The following is a 14,731-nucleotide window of genomic DNA, read 5'->3' as shown; positions in this document are numbered from 1 at the left end:
TCAGCGTCCTACGGTAGGCGGCAGCAGCAGGCGCTCGACCACCTGGCCATCCTGCAGATGGCTTTGCACGATCTCGTCGATATCGCTCTGGTCGACAAAGGTGTACCAGACAGCTTCGGGATAGACGACGGCAACCGGGGCACCAGCGCAGCGGTCCAGACAACCGGCCTTGTTGACGCGCACCTTGCCGGCACCGGCCAGCCCCAGTTCCTTGACGCGCTGCTTGCAGTAGGCGAAGGATTCCTCGGCCTTGTGATCAGCGCAGCAGGCCTCTCCATTGTCCCGCTGGTTGAGACAGAAGAAGATGTGGCGCTGGTAGTAGGAGCCCGGCTGGGAGGATTCTGCCGGTGCGGCGGAAGGCGTTTGCGGTGTAGTCATGCAGGGAATTGTATGTGCTTGCGGCCACTTGCACAGGGGCAGCGGCACGGATCTGCACTCAACGCGGGGGCTTGAGCGTGCGTCGGGCCAGCAGCAGCAGGGCCAGCCAGGGCCAGCACCAACCCAGCCACTGCGCCATGCCATAGAAGCGGCGGAAATCGGCACGCATGGCGGTGGACAGCATCCAGTCGTGGTAGACCGGTATGGCGGCCTGGTTGAGCAGGTAGAGCTGTGCCAGCAAGACCAGCAGCGCCAGCGCAGCGCACAGGCGCGGCGGCAGCCACAGGCAGGCGATGGCGGCGGCGACGGCTGCCGCCAGGCTGAGTTGCAGCGGCTGCCAGTTCCAGGCCCAGCTGACATCGGCACGCAAGGACAGCTTGAGCGCCAGACCGGTGGCCAGCACGCCGGCCAGCGCCAGCAGCAGCAAGGCCAGCAGGCGCTCCGCGCGCCCACGCAGGATGCCAAAGGCGAGCAGGCAGACGGCCAGCAGGCCCAGCGCCATCACCACGTACTCGATTTCCGGCAACATGGGCTGGAACTCAATGGCGCGCATCGGCAGCCAGTCGAGGAACGGCGTGTCCTGCAGCCATTCGGCCAGCAGTTTTTCCAGTCGCTCCAGGATCTGGCCGAGACCGAAAGGTACCGGTAGCGGGTAGAGCAAGGCCAGCGGCCAGACCAGCAGCAGTGCCAGTTCGCCCTGGTAGCCCGGCACCAGCCCCTCGCTGGCCCAGCGCTGCCAGCGGCCAAAGACGCCGAGCTTCTCGATCAGCCAGGCCAGCAGGCCGCCGCTGAGCGCACCCGCGCTATTGAGCGCCAGATCCAGATTCGAGCTGGTACGCTGCGGCAGCCAGCACTGGGTGGTCTCCATGGTGAAGGACATGGCGACACCAGCCAGCGCGGCCAGCAGCGGCCCCCAGCGGCGCAGTTCTGGACTGTCGCTGCGCAGCATGGCCAGCGCCAGCAGGAAACCGAACGGGATATAGCCTAGGTAGTTGGTGATGATGTCGAACCAGGTCCAGTAGCGCGGCGGCGATGCCAGCAGGTAGGCGGTACAGGACAGGCCGCTGTCACGCCAGCCGGTAAAGGGATAGAGCGACAGGTAGAGGATCAGCGCCAGGCACAGCAATGCCAGCGGCCAGGCCGTGCTCCCGCCCGGCCTGGCGGTCTGCGTGGCAGCTGGCTTGGCGGGGCGCTGTGTCATGGGTGTCTATCCCGTGGCGTGACGGGTCGGGTTCAGAAGGGCTTGAGGACGACCAGCAGCACGATGAACAGCATCAGCACGATCGGTGCCTCGTTGTACCAGCGATACCAGACGTGGCTGCGGTGGTTGATGCCGGCCTGCCAATTCTTGAGGATGCGCACGCAGCTGACCTGGTAGGCCAGCACCAGTGCCACCAGCGTGAGCTTGGCGTGCATCCAGCCGTTGCCCGGGCCGCGCAGGCCGATGCCGTAGCCCAGCCAGAGCCAGAGGCCGAAGGCCACGGCCACCACCATCAGGATGTGGGTGAAACGCAGCAGCTTGCCGGCCATCAGCAGCAGGCGATCACGTTCGGCATGGGAATCGGCCGGCACCATGGCCAGGTTGACGAAGATGCGCGGCAGGTAGAACAGGCCGGCAAACCAGCTGGCGATAAAGATGATGTGAAAGGCCTTGGCCAACAGATATCCCATGCGACTTCCTTGGGCAGCAGCACGACGGACTACCCCATGGCGGCCTTCTTGCACTGCAACAGATAACGCCAAATGATAGCGCGCCCGCTGCGGGCAGCGCCCGATCCGAAAAAAAACCCCGGCAGCAATGTCCGGGGTGCAAGTGCATTCCGCTACCAGGGGCAGCGAAATCCCGCCCAGGGAGGAAGGCGGGGAAGCCCGAAAGCTCCGGGAACCAATCTAGCACGGGCCGGCTGGCCCGGGGCGCCGGATTTGCGTCTGCAAATGCAACTTGCAAGCTGTTGCAGGATGCCGCACCCGACAGCTGGCTTGCCTGTGGCGGTTCAGGTCCTAGAATGTCCGCATGCCCGATCCGGGCCTGTTCCTGATGATTCCTGTGAGCGACATGACCACTCCCTACGCCTCTTTTCCCGCCGGCCGTCCGCGCCGCCTGCGTTTTGATACTGCCACGCGCAACCTGGTGCGCGAGCACAGCGTCACGGCGCATGACTTCATCTACCCGGTGTTCGTACACGAAGGCACGAACCTGCGCCAGCCGGTAGCCAGCATGCCGGGCGTGGAGCGCCTGAGCATCGACCTGCTGCTGCCGGTGGCCGAGCGCTGCCTGAAGCTGGGTGTGCCCTTTATCGACCTGTTCCCGGCGATTGACGCCTCGCTGAAAACCGAAGACGGCAGCGAAGCGCTGAACCCGGACGGCCTGATCCCGCGCACGATCCAGGCGCTGAAGCGCGAGTTTCCCGAGCTGGGCGTAATGACGGACGTGGCGCTCGATCCCTACACCAGCCATGGCCAGGACGGCGTGATCGACGAGACCGGCTATATCCTGAACGACCGCACGGTCGAGATCCTGACGCAGCAGTCAGTGCTGCATGCACAGGCCGGCGCTGACATCATCTCGCCGAGCGACATGATGGACGGTCGCATTGGCGCGATCCGCCAGGCCTTCGAAGCCCAGGGCCTGATCAACACGCGCCTGATGGCCTACAGCGCCAAGTACGCCAGCAGTTTCTACGGCCCGTTCCGCGATGCCGTGGGCTCTTCGGCCAACCTTGGCAAGAGCAACAAGAAGGTCTACCAGATGGATCCGGCCAACTCCGACGAGGCGCTGCGCGAAGTCGCCATGGACATCGCCGAGGGTGCCGACATGGTGATGGTCAAGCCCGGCCTGCCGTATCTGGACGTGCTTTACCGCGTGAAGCAGACCTTCCGCGTGCCGACCTTTGCCTACCAGGTGAGCGGCGAATACGCCATGATCAAGGCGGCGGCTCAGAACGGCTGGATCGATCACGATGCGGTGATGATGGAATCGCTGCTGGCGTTCAAGCGCGCCGGTGCCGACGGCATCCTGACCTATTTTGCGCTGGATGCGGCCGAATGGCTGCGCCAGCAGGCCTGATGCGCTGAGACCTGCCATGGTGCCTGCGCACGTTACCGCGGTCGAGTTCCACGGCAACACGCTGCGTTTTCTGGAGGCGCTGCCCACGACAGCGCCGGAGCAGGGCTTTGTCTGGATTTTCCTGGGACGCGAGCAGCTGCCGGACACGCTGCCCTGGCTGCAACAGGCCGCCAGCCGCCTGGGCGGCTCACCGATGCTGGACCTGCACTGCCAGGACCTGGCCACCGAGGAGCATCCCTCGCGCTACGACTACACCTCGGTCTATGACCTGATCGTGTTCCGCCGGCTGCCGTTTGCCTCCGAACTGGCGGCACAGGGACAGCTGCCCAGCCACGGCACGGCCGATCCACTGGTCTGGGGCCAACTGCATTCGCTGGCGGTGGGTTTTGTCGTCTACGACCGGTTGCTGATCAGCGTGCATCCGGACGGCTGCCAGTCGGCACGCCAGTTCGTGCAGCGCTTTCTGGCGGATGTGCAACTGGGCGTGGACGTGAGCACGGCGCGGAATCGCATGCCGCTGAACCCGAGCGACCTGGTGCTGCGCATGATCAACCAGATGGTGGACAGCTACCTGGACCTGCGCAAGCAGCTGGCCGACCGGCTGGAACGCTGGCAGCAGCAACTGTTGCAGACCAATGCCGGCTTTGCCAACTGGAATGCGCTGATGGCGGCGCGCAACCAGCTGCATGCGCTGGAAGACCTGTGCGAGGAGCAGCACGATGCGATGCAGGAATGGCTGGACAGCCTGGCCGAGCACCTGCCAGCTGCACAGGCCGGCCTGTCGGGCAAGGAACTGACAGCGCACCACGACCTGCTGATTGCACGCGGACGCGACGTGATCGAGCATATCCAGCGTGTGCTGCACCATGTGCGCCGGCTGGAACAATCGGCCGAAACTGCAGTGCAGATCCATTTCAGCGCACAGGGCAATCGCACCAACGACATCATGCGCGTGCTGACCACGCTGACCGCGATTTTCCTGCCGCTGAACCTGATCGCCGGCATTTTCGGCATGAACTTTCTGGAGATGCCGCTGCTCAAGCTCAGCATCGGCTTCTGGATTGCCATTGGCAGCATGCTGTCGATTGCGGTGCTGCTGAGCCTGTGGTTCTGGCGCAAGCACTATCTGCGTAGCGACGATTGATGCCTGGCGGGTGTAATTAATAGCATTTCAGGGTTTTACCTAGGATGGTTGCGAGGGCAATCTCGCTATAGTTCCGGGACACGCTGATGCACACGCTGCAGCAGCACAGAGGCCGAGGAGACACAGCCCAAAAAATAGTGCAACAGCACACCCGAATGCCGACAGCTAGCGCTGTCGGCATTTTTCATGGGCGGCTGGATCAACGGCTGTAGGCAGATTCGCCATGGCTGCTGATGTCCAGCCCCTGGCGCTCGTCCTCTTCACTGACGCGCAGGCCGATGGTCATGCCGATCAGCTTGCAGAGCACGACCGTGACTACGCCGGACCAGACGATGGTGATCAGCACGCCTTCGATCTGGACCCAGAGCTGGTGCAGCATGTCAAAGTCTGCCGCGCCCATGCCACCCAACGCCGGCGCAGTGAACACGCCCACCAGCACGGCGCCAACGATGCCGCCAACCCCATGGATGCCAAAGGCATCGAAGGCATCATCGACCTTGAGCAGGCGCTTCAGGCCGGTCACGCCCCAGAAACAGATCGGGGACACTAGCAGACCCATGGCGATGCCACCCATCACGCCGACCGTACCGGCCGCCGGGGTGATCACCACCAGACCGGAAATGGCACCGGAAGCCGCACCCAGCATGGAAGGCTTGCGGCCCAGCACGGCTTCGGTCAGCAGCCAGGACAGTACGGCTGCGGCAGTCGCCATCAGCGTGTTGACGAAGGCCAGCGCAGCCGTGCCGTTGGCTTCGAGTGCAGAACCACCGTTGAAGCCGAACCAGCCGACCCACAGCAGCGCGGCACCGACCATGGTCAGCGTCAGGCTGTGCGGCATCAGCGCCTCACGGCCATAGCCGATACGCTTGCCCAGCACATAGGCTGCCACCAGGCCGGCAACACCGGCGTTGATGTGCACCACGGTACCACCGGCAAAATCCAGTGCGCCCTTGCCGAACAGGTAGCCGTTGCCGGACCAGACCATGTGCGCGATCGGCAAGTAGCTGAGCGTGAACCACAGGCCGATGAAGGTCATCAGCGCGGCAAAGCGCATGCGCTCGGCTAGCGAGCCGACGATGATGGCGCAGCTGATGGCGGCGAACGAACACTGGAAGGCGACAAAGGCCAGTTCCGGGATCTTGGCATCGGCACTGAAGGTATCACCCAGGGCGTCCACACCGACACCGCTCAGGAACAGCTTGCCGAAATCGCCGTAGATGGCACCACCACCGCTGAAGGCGAGGCTGTAGCCGTAGAAGGCCCACAGCACGGCAACCATGGAAAACACGGCAAAGACCTGCATCAGCACGGACAGCATGTTCTTGCTGCGCGCCAGGCCGCCGTAGAACAGCGCGATACCGGGCAGGCTCATCATGATCACGAGTAGGGTGGAGGTGAGCAGCCAGGCCACGTCACCCTTGTTGACGGTAGCTTCGACGGCCGGGGTCTGGGCCAGTGCGCTGGCACTGGTCAATGCCAGCGCCATGACAGCGGCCAGCCGGGAGGGAAGGGACTTCATCATGGAGATTCTCCTGTTGGGGGGATGGCCTCAGAGGGCGATGCTGCCGGACTCGCCGGTACGGATGCGGATGACCTGTTCCAGCTCAGTGACGAAAATCTTGCCGTCACCGATCTTGCCGGTACGGGCGCTGGCCTGGATGGTCTCGAGTACCTGCTCGACGATGGCATCGTCCACCGCAGCTTCGAGCTTGATCTTGGGCAGAAAATCGACGACATATTCGGCGCCGCGGTAGAGCTCGGTATGGCCTTTCTGACGGCCAAAGCCTTTCACTTCGGTGACGGTGACGCCGCGCACACCGATGTCTGACAGGGCTTCACGCACGTCGTCGAGCTTGAAGGGTTTGATGATCACGGTGATGAGCTTCATGTTCGGGTACTCCTGGTGAGGGTCTGCAGGTGACGCGTATGGCGCGTCGCACAGGAATCAAAAAGCATATTTCATGCCAATAATGGCCTTGGGCTTGTTCACATAGCCCCAGGCATCGTCCTGGTTGGCACCCGCCACGGCTGCCGTCACGGTCAGCCCGGGCTGAGCCGTCCAGGCCAGGCCCAGGCTGTAATCGGTGTAATCGGGCAGGCCGCTGGCCTGGCGCGCACCGCCATCCAGCATGGTGTGACCGACACTGGCCTGCAGCGCCACGGCCTCGCTGACCGGGTAATTCACAGCCAGGTTGAGATAGCCGGTGTTCTTGCCACCCTCCAAGCCGAAGTAGCGGTCGGACACGGTATGCGAATACTTGAGCGTGGCCGGGCCATAGGTGGCACCGGCATAGACCTCGGTGGTGTTGAGCACGCCGGAGCCGGGATACTGGTAGCGCAGCGCGCCTACGTCCCAGGCCAGCAGGCCGGTCTCGAAACGGTAGCCACCGTAAAAGTCCATTTCGAGATGGGCGGTGCCGCTGCTACTGGGCAAGCGCACGCTGGAGTTCCAGTTGCCCACGTAAAAGCCGTTGCCGAAGTCATGGTCCAAGCCGGCTTGCAGGGCCGGGCGCAGCTTCTTCTCTTCGCCGCTGTGGTTGATGTACTGGTCCTGGCCACGGTACTTATACAGTGTGACCGCACCCATATTGGCACTGAGGCCGCCAGCCGACGGTGCGGCCTCCTGGGCCAGGGCCCTGGTGGCAGACAGGCCGGACAACAGTGTGATGACCAGAACCGCAGGGATTGCAGGGATAGTGCGCATGATGATCCTCCCGATCGCGTATGAGTGAATGACTGCATGCGATATCAAGCAAGATATGTGCCAAGTCTGTAAGCAGGCGTTTTTTGCCGCGATGCAGCAAGAGGCACACGAAACATGCACTGCATTGGTGCGTTTCGCCCGGGTTTGGTGCTTTTCCCGACACACTCTGACACATGGCAGCGGGAAGCTGTCATGTTGTCGGCAAGTTTCCCCCGTCATAATCGATCGGGACAACCTGCCATGTGCCTGGTGGCGGGTCCTTACCAAGAACCATGAAGGAGACAGCATGAGCTACACCATCGAGATCCAGTCCACCGACGGCACCGGCACTTTCAGCGCCTATGTCGCCGAACCTGCATCGGGCAAGGGCCCGGCCCTGGTCATCTGCCAGGAAATCTTTGGCGTGAACGAGACCATGCGCCAGGTGGCCGACCGCTATGCCGAGGAAGGCTATGTGGCCATCGTGCCGGACCTGTTCTGGCGGCTGGAGCCGGGCGTGGAGCTGGACTATTCGCCGGAAGGCTGGGAGAAGGCCTTCGGCTTCTTCAACAACTTTGACCAGAATGTGGGCGCACAGGACATTGGCACCGTGCTGATGACGGCGCGCACCAGCCTGGAGGCCTGCAATGACTACCCCAAGGCCGGCGTGGTGGGCTACTGCCTGGGCGGCAAGATGGCGTATCTGGCGGCCTGCCGCACCGATGCCGACGTGTCGGTGGGCTATTACGGTACCGGCATCGAAGCCAGGCTGGACGAGATGGTCAACATCAAGGGCCAGCTGGTGCTGCACTTTGCCGGCCAGGACGAATACTGCCCGGCCGAAGCGCAGGAGCAGATCAAGGCTGCTGCCGCCCAGCACGACAACGTGCAGGTGTTCGAGTACCCGGGCGTGCAACACGCCTTCGCGCGCCCAAACGGCAACCACTATGATGCCGCAGCCGACGCCATCGCCATGGAGCGCACGCTGCAGGCGCTGTCGGCCCTGAAGGCCTGATCCTACGTCTGCTTGCAAGCTTGTCCCACCCGCCGGAAGTCAGGGCTTTTCTACACTGAACCCAGTGCTGCTGCAGATGACAGACGTCACCGCAGCAGTCCTTTCACCCGGATGCACTGACATCCCTATTGAATGGAGATAAAGCAATGACCGCCATCAACAAGGACACCATCGAAGGCAACTGGAAGCAATTCAAGGGCAAGATCAAGGAACAGTGGGGCAAGCTCACCGACGACGATCTGGACGTGATCGACGGCAAGCGCCAGCAGCTGGTCGGCAAGATCCAGGAGCGCGCCGGCATTGCCCGCGACGAAGCTGAAAAGCAGCTGGCCGACTGGGAAGCGCGTCACCCTGACGCCCGTTTCCACGACTAAGTCCTGCTGACGACGGTACCCGCTGCCGTCTGCATGACAACCGTCCTGCTGCTAGCAGGGCGGTTTTTTCTTGCCTGGCGCAGATCAGCTTGGCAACAATCATGGCATGATATAGTTATTTAGTATTCATATTATCGCCATGTCCCTCGCCTTTGTCCCCAGTCGTGCCCTGCTCGGGCTGGAAGCGCCACCGGTCATGGTCGAGGTGCATCTGGCACCCGGCCTGCCCAGTTTCACCCTGGTCGGGCTAGCCGATACCGAGGTCAAGGAAGCGCGTGAACGCGTGCGTTGCGCGATCCAGAATGCCGGACTGGACTTTCCGCACAACCGGCGCATCACGGTCAATCTGGCTCCGGCCGACCTGCCCAAGGATTCCGGCCGCTTCGACCTGCCGATCGCCATGGGGATTCTGGCGGCCAGCGACCAGGTCGATGCGAGTCGGCTGGCGGATCATGTGTTTGCCGGTGAGCTGTCGCTGTCCGGCGAGCTGAAGCCGGTACGCGGCGCGCTCGCCATGGCGGCCGCGCATTGCCAGCAGGGCGATTCCGCCGCGCTGGTCCTGCCGCACGACAGCGCCTGCGAGGCCGCGCTGGTGCCCGGCCTGCAGGTCTATGGCGCCCGCACGCTGGGTGATGTGGTGCAGGCCTTTGCGCCCGCTGGATCACAACAGGAACTGCCTGAAGGCTGGTACCGCATGCAGCCGGATCCGGCACGCCAGTCCACGCCGCGCTATCCGGATCTGGCCGATGTGAAAGGCCAGGCCGCAGCGCGCCGGGCATTGGAGATTGCCGCCGCCGGCCAGCATTCGATGCTGCTGCTGGGCCCGCCAGGATCGGGCAAGTCCATGCTGGCACAGCGCTTTGCCGGCCTGCTGCCACCGATGCAGCCGCAACAGGCGCTGGCTGCCGCGGCCGTGGCCAGCCTGGCCGGACACTTCACGCCAGAGCAGTGGGGGCAGCGGCCGATGCGCTCGCCGCACCACACTTCCAGTGCGGTGGCATTGGTCGGTGGTGGCTCACCCCCACGCCCTGGCGAGATCTCGCTCGCTTGCCACGGCACACTATTTCTCGACGAGATCCCCGAATTTCCACGCCCCGCACTGGAGGCCTTGCGCGAGCCATTGGAGACCGGAAAAATCCATATCTCGCGCGCCGGCCGGCAAGCGGTGTTTCCGGCGCACTTCCAGCTGATCGCCGCGATGAATCCCTGCCCCTGCGGCTATCTGGGCAGCCGCATCCGGCCCTGCCGCTGTACGCCAGACCAGGTACGGCGTTACCAGGGCAAACTTAGCGGCCCCTTGCTGGACCGGATCGACCTGCAACTGGAAGTGCAGGCCTTGCCACCCGAAGAGCTGCTGACCGCCAGCGCCGGAGAGAACAGTGCCACCGTGCAGCAACGCGTGGTGGCAGCACGCGAGCGCGCCCTGCAGCGTCAGGGCAGCCCGAACCAGTTGCTGGAGGGGCTGGCACTGGAAGCCAGTGCGCAGCTCGATGGCGCCGCCAGCGGCTTTCTGCAGAAGGCGGCACGCCAACTCGGCTGGAGTGCGCGCAGCACGCATCGCACCCTGCGCGTGGCGCGCACGATTGCCGACCTGGCCGAAAGTGACAGCATCTCGATTCCGCATCTGGCCGAGGCCATGCAATTGCGGCGCGGATTGCTGCACCAGCATTGACGGGGCGCGAATGTCGGGCAAAATCAGGGCTTTACACGACCCATACCAGACCCTGCCCCATACATTGCATTCTCTACATCAGCGACATGGCCCCAGACGAATCGGCCCTGTGCGTTCCCGACATCCTGAAAGTGGCCCGCAAGGCCAACCAGGACTTCCAGATCACCGGCGTGCTGCTGTTTGACGGCGAACACTTCATCCAATATATCGAAGGCCCGCCCGAAGCCATCCACCAGCTGATGGACAACATCCGGGGCGATGCACGACACCAGCAGGTCGAAGTGCTGGTCGATGCGCCACTGCAAGGCCTGCGCCGCTTTGCCGACTGGCGCATGGGCTATGTCTATCGCGAAGATGGCAGCATCCACAACCGGCTGAAGCAGGCCAACGCCGAGCAGGCGCTGCAGCAGTTCGCAGAGGACATCGCCGACTGCGATCTGCTGTAAGGCAGCGCCTTACAGGCCCAGGTTGGGCGACAGCGCGCGCTCGACCTCTGCCAGCGGTGCGCCGCTGCGTGCGGCCATGTCCTGCACCTGTTCCTCGTTGATCTTGCCAACGTTGAAGTAGGTGCTGTCCGGGTGGCTGAAGTAGAAGCCGCTGACGCTGGAAGCCGGCGTCATGGCATAGCTGTCGGTCAGGCCCATACCGATGTCCTCGGCGCGCAGCAACTCGAACAGCGGGCGCTTGACGCGGTGGTCCGGGCAAGCCGGATAGCCCGGTGCCGGGCGGATGCCGACGTACTTTTCAGCGATCAGCTGGGCGTTGTCCAGCGTCTCGTCAGCAGCGTAACCCCACAGGTCGGTACGCACGCGCTGGTGCAGGCATTCGGCAAAGGCCTCGGCCAGGCGATCGGCCAGCGCCTTGAACATGATGCTGCTGTAGTCGTCATGGGTGGCGGCAAATACCGCTTCCTGCTTCTCGGCACCGATACCGGCGGTCACGGCAAAGGCGCCAATGTAATCTGGCGCCACGCCCTGCGGCGCGATGAAATCGGACAGGCAGCGGCTCGGACGCATCACGCCGTCCACCGCCTGCTTCTCGGCCTGCTGGCGCAAGCCATACCAGGTCAGCACGGCCTGCTCGCGCTGCTCGTCGGCGTACAGCTCGATATCGTCATCGCGCACGGTGTTGGCCGGCCAGAAACCCATCACGCCATTCGCGGTCAGCCATTTCTGTTCGATGATCTGCTTGAGCATGGCCTGCGCATCGGCATAGACCTTGCGCGCTTCCTCGCCCACCACCTCATCGTCGAGGATGTTGGGAAACTTGCCGGCCAGATCCCAAGTCTGGAAGAACGGGCCCCAGTCGAGGAAACGCACCAGTTCGGCCAGATCGAAATTGCGGAATTCGCGGCGGCCGATGAACTTGGGCACCGGCGGCTGGTAGCCGTTCCAGTCAATCGCCGTCTTGTTGGCACGCGCCTGGGCCAGCGGCCACAGCGGCTGCTGCTTCTTGCCGGCGTGCAACTGGCGCACGCGCTCGTAGTCGGTGCGCACCTCCTCCAGGTAGCTGTCCAGCGATTCGCCCAGCAGGTTCTGCGCCACGCCCACGCTGCGCGAGGCATCGGGCACATAGACCACCGGGCCTTCGTACTTGGGCGCAATCTTGACCGCCGTGTGCACGCGGCTGGTGGTGGCGCCGCCGATCAGCAGCGGAATGCCACGCGTGCGGAAGTAGTCGTCCTTCTGCATCTCGCCAGCCACGTACTGCATCTCTTCCAGGCTCGGCGTGATCAGGCCGCTGACACCGACGATATCGGCGCCTTCTTCCTTGGCCTTGGCCAGGATCTCGTGGCAGGGCACCATCACGCCCATGTTGACCACGTCAAAGTTGTTGCACTGGAGCACCACGGTGACGATGTTCTTGCCAATGTCGTGCACGTCGCCCTTGACCGTGGCCATGACGATCTTGCCGCGCGACTTCACGTCCATGCCGGCGGCTTCCTGCTGGCGCTTTTCTTCCTCGATATAGGGCACCAGGTGCGCCACCGCCTGCTTCATCACGCGCGCCGATTTCACCACCTGCGGCAGGAACATCTTGCCGGCACCGAACAGGTCGCCGACCACGTTCATGCCGTCCATCAGCGGACCCTCGATCACGTGCAGCGGACGGCCACCGTCGGCCTGGATCAGCTGCCAGGTTTCCTCGGTATCCTCGACGATGAAATCGGTGATGCCGTGCACCAGCGCGTGGCTCAGGCGCTGCTTGACCGGCAGATTGCGCCATTCCAGCTTCTTGCTGTCGTCCTTGGCCGCGCCCTTGGCACGCTCGGCGATTTCCAGCAGGCGTTCGGCGGCATCGGGGCGGCGGTTCAGTACCACGTCCTCGACGCGCTCACGCAGTTCGGCATCAAGCTCGTCATAGACACCCACCATGCCGGCGTTGACGATGCCCATGTCCATGCCAGCCTGGATCGCGTGGTACAGGAACACGGTGTGGATTGCCTCGCGCACCGGCTCGTTGCCGCGGAAGCTGAAGCTCACGTTGGAGACACCACCGCTGACCTTGGCACCGGGCAGGCTCTGCTTGATCCAGCGCACCGCGTTGATGAAGTCCACCGCATAGTTGCTGTGCTCCTCGATGCCGGTGGCAATCGCGAAGATGTTCGGGTCGAAAATGATGTCCTCGGGCGGGAAGCCGACCTCGTCGACCAGCACGCGGTAGGCACGTTCGCAGATCTCGGTCTTGCGCTCGAAGGTATCGGCCTGGCCCTTCTCGTCAAACGCCATCACCACGGCGGCCGCGCCATAGCGCTTGATCAGCCTGGCCTGGCGCTTGAACTCGTCCACGCCTTCCTTCATGCTAATCGAGTTGACAATCGGCTTGCCCTGGATGCAGCGCAAGCCAGCCTCGATCACCGACCACTTGGAGCTGTCCACCATGATCGGCACGCGTGCGATATCGGGCTCGCTGGCGATCAGGTTCAGGAAGCGCACCATGGCGGCCTCGCTGTCCAGCATCGCCTCGTCCATGTTGATGTCGATCACCTGCGCGCCGTTCTCGACCTGCTGGCGTGCCACGGCCAGCGCTTCCTCGTACTGGTCGTTCAGGATCATGCGCGCGAAGGCCTTGGAGCCGGTCACGTTGGTGCGTTCACCGACGTTGATGAACAGGCTGCTGGCATCGACCGACAGCGGCTCGAGGCCGGACAGGCGCATCGGCGGCAGCGGGGCAGACGGGTTGGCGGTGGGCAAATCGGAGGCAGACATGGCGAAACTTTCAGGCATACAGGCGGCAGGAGGACGGCGGAAGGTCAGGCAGCATCGCTGGCAAAACGCGCCAGCATCACGCCGCGCGGACGCAGCGGCTGCACTTTCTCGCCGATCGCGGCGATGTGGTCCGGCGTGGTGCCGCAGCAGCCGCCGACGATGTTGACCAGGCCTTCGGCCGCAAATTCATGCACCAGGCGGCTGGTGACTTCCGGCGTCTCGTCAAAGCCGGTCTCGCTCATCGGATTGGGCAGGCCGGCGTTGGGGTAGCAGCTGATGAAGGTATCGCCGGCAATCTGGTTCAGCTCCTGGATGTAGGGACGCATCAGCGCCGCACCCAGCGCGCAGTTCAGGCCGATGGACAGCGGCTGCACATGGCGCACGCTGTACCAGAAGGCGGTCACAGTCTGGCCGCTCAGCACGCGGCCGGAGGCGTCGGTCACGGTACCGCTGATCATGATCGGCAGGCGTTCGCCGGAATCGTCGAAGAACTCCTCGATGGCGAACAGCGCCGCCTTGGCGTTGAGCGTGTCGAAGATCGTCTCGACCAGCAGCACGTCGGCACCACCATCGACCAGGCCCTTGACCTGCTCGTAGTAGGAGGCCCGCAGCGACTCGAAGGTGACATTGCGTGCTGCCGGATCGTTCACGTCCGGGCTGATGCTGGCGGTCTTGGGCGTGGGGCCTAGGGCACCCGCCACATAGCGTGGCTTGTCCGGTGTGCTGTACTTGTCGCAGGCAGCACGTGCCAGCTTGGCCGATTCCAGGTTCATCTCGTAGGCCAGCTCACCCATGCCGTAGTCGTCCTGGGCGATGCTGGTGGCACCAAAGGTGTTGGTCTCGATGATGTCGGCACCGGCGGCCAGATAGCCTTCGTGGATCTGGCGGATGATGTCCGGCTGCGTCAGGCTGAGCAGTTCGTTGTTGCCCTTGACGTCACGCGGGAAATCCTTGAAGCGCTCGCCACGGTACTGTTCCTCGGTCAGCTTGAAACGCTGCACCATGGTGCCCATCGCTCCATCCAGGATGACGATGCGCTGGCGCAGGATATCGGGCAGGGCTTGGGCACGGGTATAGCGGGGCAGATTCATGCCCGAATTGTAAGCTGCCGGGCATGTGCGGGCTTGCAAGCGGTCATTTATCTCCTACACTGAAAACAGGTCCTGCGCGGACGTCTTGCTTCCCCCTG

14 protein-coding genes are annotated in these 14,731 nt (G+C 63.6%); 6 read left to right on the top strand and 8 right to left on the bottom strand.

Features of this window, described 5'->3' with window-relative positions; genetic code table 11:
• From ACI3EV_RS00565 to ACI3EV_RS00555, 3 genes are read right to left on the bottom strand one after another with little or no spacing between them, the layout of a single operon-like run.
• Positions 1 to 378 carry a (2Fe-2S) ferredoxin domain-containing protein gene (locus tag ACI3EV_RS00565; RefSeq protein ID WP_329771781.1) on the bottom strand — a complete coding sequence of 126 codons (378 nt, stop codon included), beginning with the start codon at positions 376 to 378 and terminating at the stop codon, positions 1 to 3.
• Between the two features lie 58 nt (positions 379 to 436).
• Positions 437 to 1,579, bottom strand: coding sequence for a VanZ family protein (locus ACI3EV_RS00560; protein ID WP_337692116.1), 1,143 nt, complete (start codon positions 1,577 to 1,579; stop codon positions 437 to 439).
• Between the two features lie 32 nt (positions 1,580 to 1,611).
• On the bottom strand, positions 1,612 to 2,049 hold the full coding sequence (locus tag ACI3EV_RS00555; protein ID WP_329771784.1) for a CopD family protein: 438 nt from the start codon (positions 2,047 to 2,049) through the stop codon (positions 1,612 to 1,614).
• A 367-nt stretch (positions 2,050 to 2,416) separates the two neighbouring features.
• On the opposite strand from ACI3EV_RS00555, the gene hemB reads away from it, so the two are divergent.
• Together hemB and ACI3EV_RS00545 are read left to right on the top strand one after the other, a co-directional pair.
• On the top strand, positions 2,417 to 3,445 hold the full coding sequence (gene hemB / locus ACI3EV_RS00550; RefSeq protein WP_405198051.1) for a porphobilinogen synthase: 1,029 nt from the start codon (positions 2,417 to 2,419) through the stop codon (positions 3,443 to 3,445).
• 16 nt (positions 3,446 to 3,461) lie between these two features.
• A complete protein-coding gene (locus ACI3EV_RS00545) occupies positions 3,462 to 4,589 on the top strand; it encodes a magnesium transporter CorA family protein (protein ID WP_337692117.1) in 1,128 nt (375 codons plus the stop codon).
• 199 nt (positions 4,590 to 4,788) lie between these two features.
• Here the strand turns inward: ACI3EV_RS00545 and ACI3EV_RS00540 are convergent, their stop codons facing one another.
• Genes ACI3EV_RS00540 through ACI3EV_RS00530 form a run of 3 tightly spaced genes read right to left on the bottom strand, consistent with a single transcriptional unit; the run spans position 4,789 to position 7,293 of the window.
• Positions 4,789 to 6,111: an ammonium transporter gene (locus ACI3EV_RS00540; protein ID WP_337692118.1), complete on the bottom strand. Its 1,323-nt coding sequence runs from the start codon at positions 6,109 to 6,111 to the stop codon at positions 4,789 to 4,791.
• 27 nt (positions 6,112 to 6,138) lie between these two features.
• Positions 6,139 to 6,477 carry a P-II family nitrogen regulator gene (gene glnK, locus ACI3EV_RS00535; RefSeq protein ID WP_329771788.1) on the bottom strand — a complete coding sequence of 113 codons (339 nt, stop codon included), beginning with the start codon at positions 6,475 to 6,477 and terminating at the stop codon, positions 6,139 to 6,141.
• Between the two features lie 57 nt (positions 6,478 to 6,534).
• Positions 6,535 to 7,293, bottom strand: coding sequence for a TorF family putative porin (locus tag ACI3EV_RS00530; protein WP_329771790.1), 759 nt, complete (start codon positions 7,291 to 7,293; stop codon positions 6,535 to 6,537).
• 286 nt (positions 7,294 to 7,579) lie between these two features.
• On the opposite strand from ACI3EV_RS00530, the gene ACI3EV_RS00525 reads away from it, so the two are divergent.
• From ACI3EV_RS00525 to ACI3EV_RS00510, 4 genes are all read left to right on the top strand, one after another.
• Positions 7,580 to 8,287 carry a dienelactone hydrolase family protein gene (locus ACI3EV_RS00525; RefSeq protein WP_329771791.1) on the top strand — a complete coding sequence of 236 codons (708 nt, stop codon included), beginning with the start codon at positions 7,580 to 7,582 and terminating at the stop codon, positions 8,285 to 8,287.
• A gap of 155 nt (positions 8,288 to 8,442) precedes the next feature.
• Entirely contained in the window at positions 8,443 to 8,661 is a 219-nt protein-coding gene (locus ACI3EV_RS00520; protein WP_329771834.1) for a CsbD family protein, read from the top strand.
• A 139-nt stretch (positions 8,662 to 8,800) separates the two neighbouring features.
• Entirely contained in the window at positions 8,801 to 10,333 is a 1,533-nt protein-coding gene (locus ACI3EV_RS00515) for a YifB family Mg chelatase-like AAA ATPase (RefSeq protein ID WP_329771792.1), read from the top strand.
• Between the two features lie 86 nt (positions 10,334 to 10,419).
• Positions 10,420 to 10,779, top strand: a complete 360-nt coding sequence (locus tag ACI3EV_RS00510) for a BLUF domain-containing protein (protein WP_405198001.1) — start codon at positions 10,420 to 10,422, stop codon at positions 10,777 to 10,779.
• A 9-nt stretch (positions 10,780 to 10,788) separates the two neighbouring features.
• On the opposite strand, the gene metH is transcribed toward ACI3EV_RS00510, so the two are convergent.
• Together metH and ACI3EV_RS00500 are read right to left on the bottom strand one after the other, a co-directional pair.
• On the bottom strand, positions 10,789 to 13,542 hold the full coding sequence (gene metH / locus ACI3EV_RS00505; protein WP_329771795.1) for a methionine synthase: 2,754 nt from the start codon (positions 13,540 to 13,542) through the stop codon (positions 10,789 to 10,791).
• Positions 13,543 to 13,586: 44 nt separating this feature from the next.
• On the bottom strand, positions 13,587 to 14,633 hold the full coding sequence (locus ACI3EV_RS00500) for a homocysteine S-methyltransferase family protein (protein ID WP_329771796.1): 1,047 nt from the start codon (positions 14,631 to 14,633) through the stop codon (positions 13,587 to 13,589).
• Positions 14,634 to 14,731 lie beyond the last annotated feature (98 nt).

The organism is Allobrachymonas wangyanguii, from assembly GCF_045055315.1.
In the GTDB taxonomy this organism is placed as follows: domain Bacteria; phylum Pseudomonadota; class Gammaproteobacteria; order Burkholderiales; family Burkholderiaceae_C; genus Brachymonas; species Brachymonas wangyanguii.
The sequence above is the reverse complement of the archived record's forward strand: the minus strand, read 5'-3'. Positions and strand labels throughout refer to the sequence as shown.

Excerpts from the sequence above, each read along its gene's own strand:
- glnK (WP_329771788.1), bottom strand. The coding sequence starts at position 6,477 with ATGAAGCTCATCACCGTGATCATCAAACCCTTCAAGCTCGACGACGTG.
- ACI3EV_RS00525 (WP_329771791.1), top strand. The coding sequence starts at position 7,580 with ATGAGCTACACCATCGAGATCCAGTCCACCGACGGCACCGGCACTTTC.
- ACI3EV_RS00540 (WP_337692118.1), bottom strand. The coding sequence starts at position 6,111 with ATGATGAAGTCCCTTCCCTCCCGGCTGGCCGCTGTCATGGCGCTGGCA.
- ACI3EV_RS00500 (WP_329771796.1), bottom strand. The coding sequence starts at position 14,633 with ATGAATCTGCCCCGCTATACCCGTGCCCAAGCCCTGCCCGATATCCTG.
- metH (WP_329771795.1), bottom strand. The coding sequence starts at position 13,542 with ATGTCTGCCTCCGATTTGCCCACCGCCAACCCGTCTGCCCCGCTGCCG.
- ACI3EV_RS00555 (WP_329771784.1), bottom strand. The coding sequence starts at position 2,049 with ATGGGATATCTGTTGGCCAAGGCCTTTCACATCATCTTTATCGCCAGC.
- ACI3EV_RS00510 (WP_405198001.1), top strand. The coding sequence starts at position 10,420 with ATGGCCCCAGACGAATCGGCCCTGTGCGTTCCCGACATCCTGAAAGTG.
- ACI3EV_RS00565 (WP_329771781.1), bottom strand. The coding sequence starts at position 378 with ATGACTACACCGCAAACGCCTTCCGCCGCACCGGCAGAATCCTCCCAG.
- ACI3EV_RS00545 (WP_337692117.1), top strand. The coding sequence starts at position 3,462 with ATGGTGCCTGCGCACGTTACCGCGGTCGAGTTCCACGGCAACACGCTG.
- ACI3EV_RS00530 (WP_329771790.1), bottom strand. The coding sequence starts at position 7,293 with ATGCGCACTATCCCTGCAATCCCTGCGGTTCTGGTCATCACACTGTTG.
- hemB (WP_405198051.1), top strand. The coding sequence starts at position 2,417 with ATGATTCCTGTGAGCGACATGACCACTCCCTACGCCTCTTTTCCCGCC.
- ACI3EV_RS00560 (WP_337692116.1), bottom strand. The coding sequence starts at position 1,579 with ATGACACAGCGCCCCGCCAAGCCAGCTGCCACGCAGACCGCCAGGCCG.
- ACI3EV_RS00515 (WP_329771792.1), top strand. The coding sequence starts at position 8,801 with ATGTCCCTCGCCTTTGTCCCCAGTCGTGCCCTGCTCGGGCTGGAAGCG.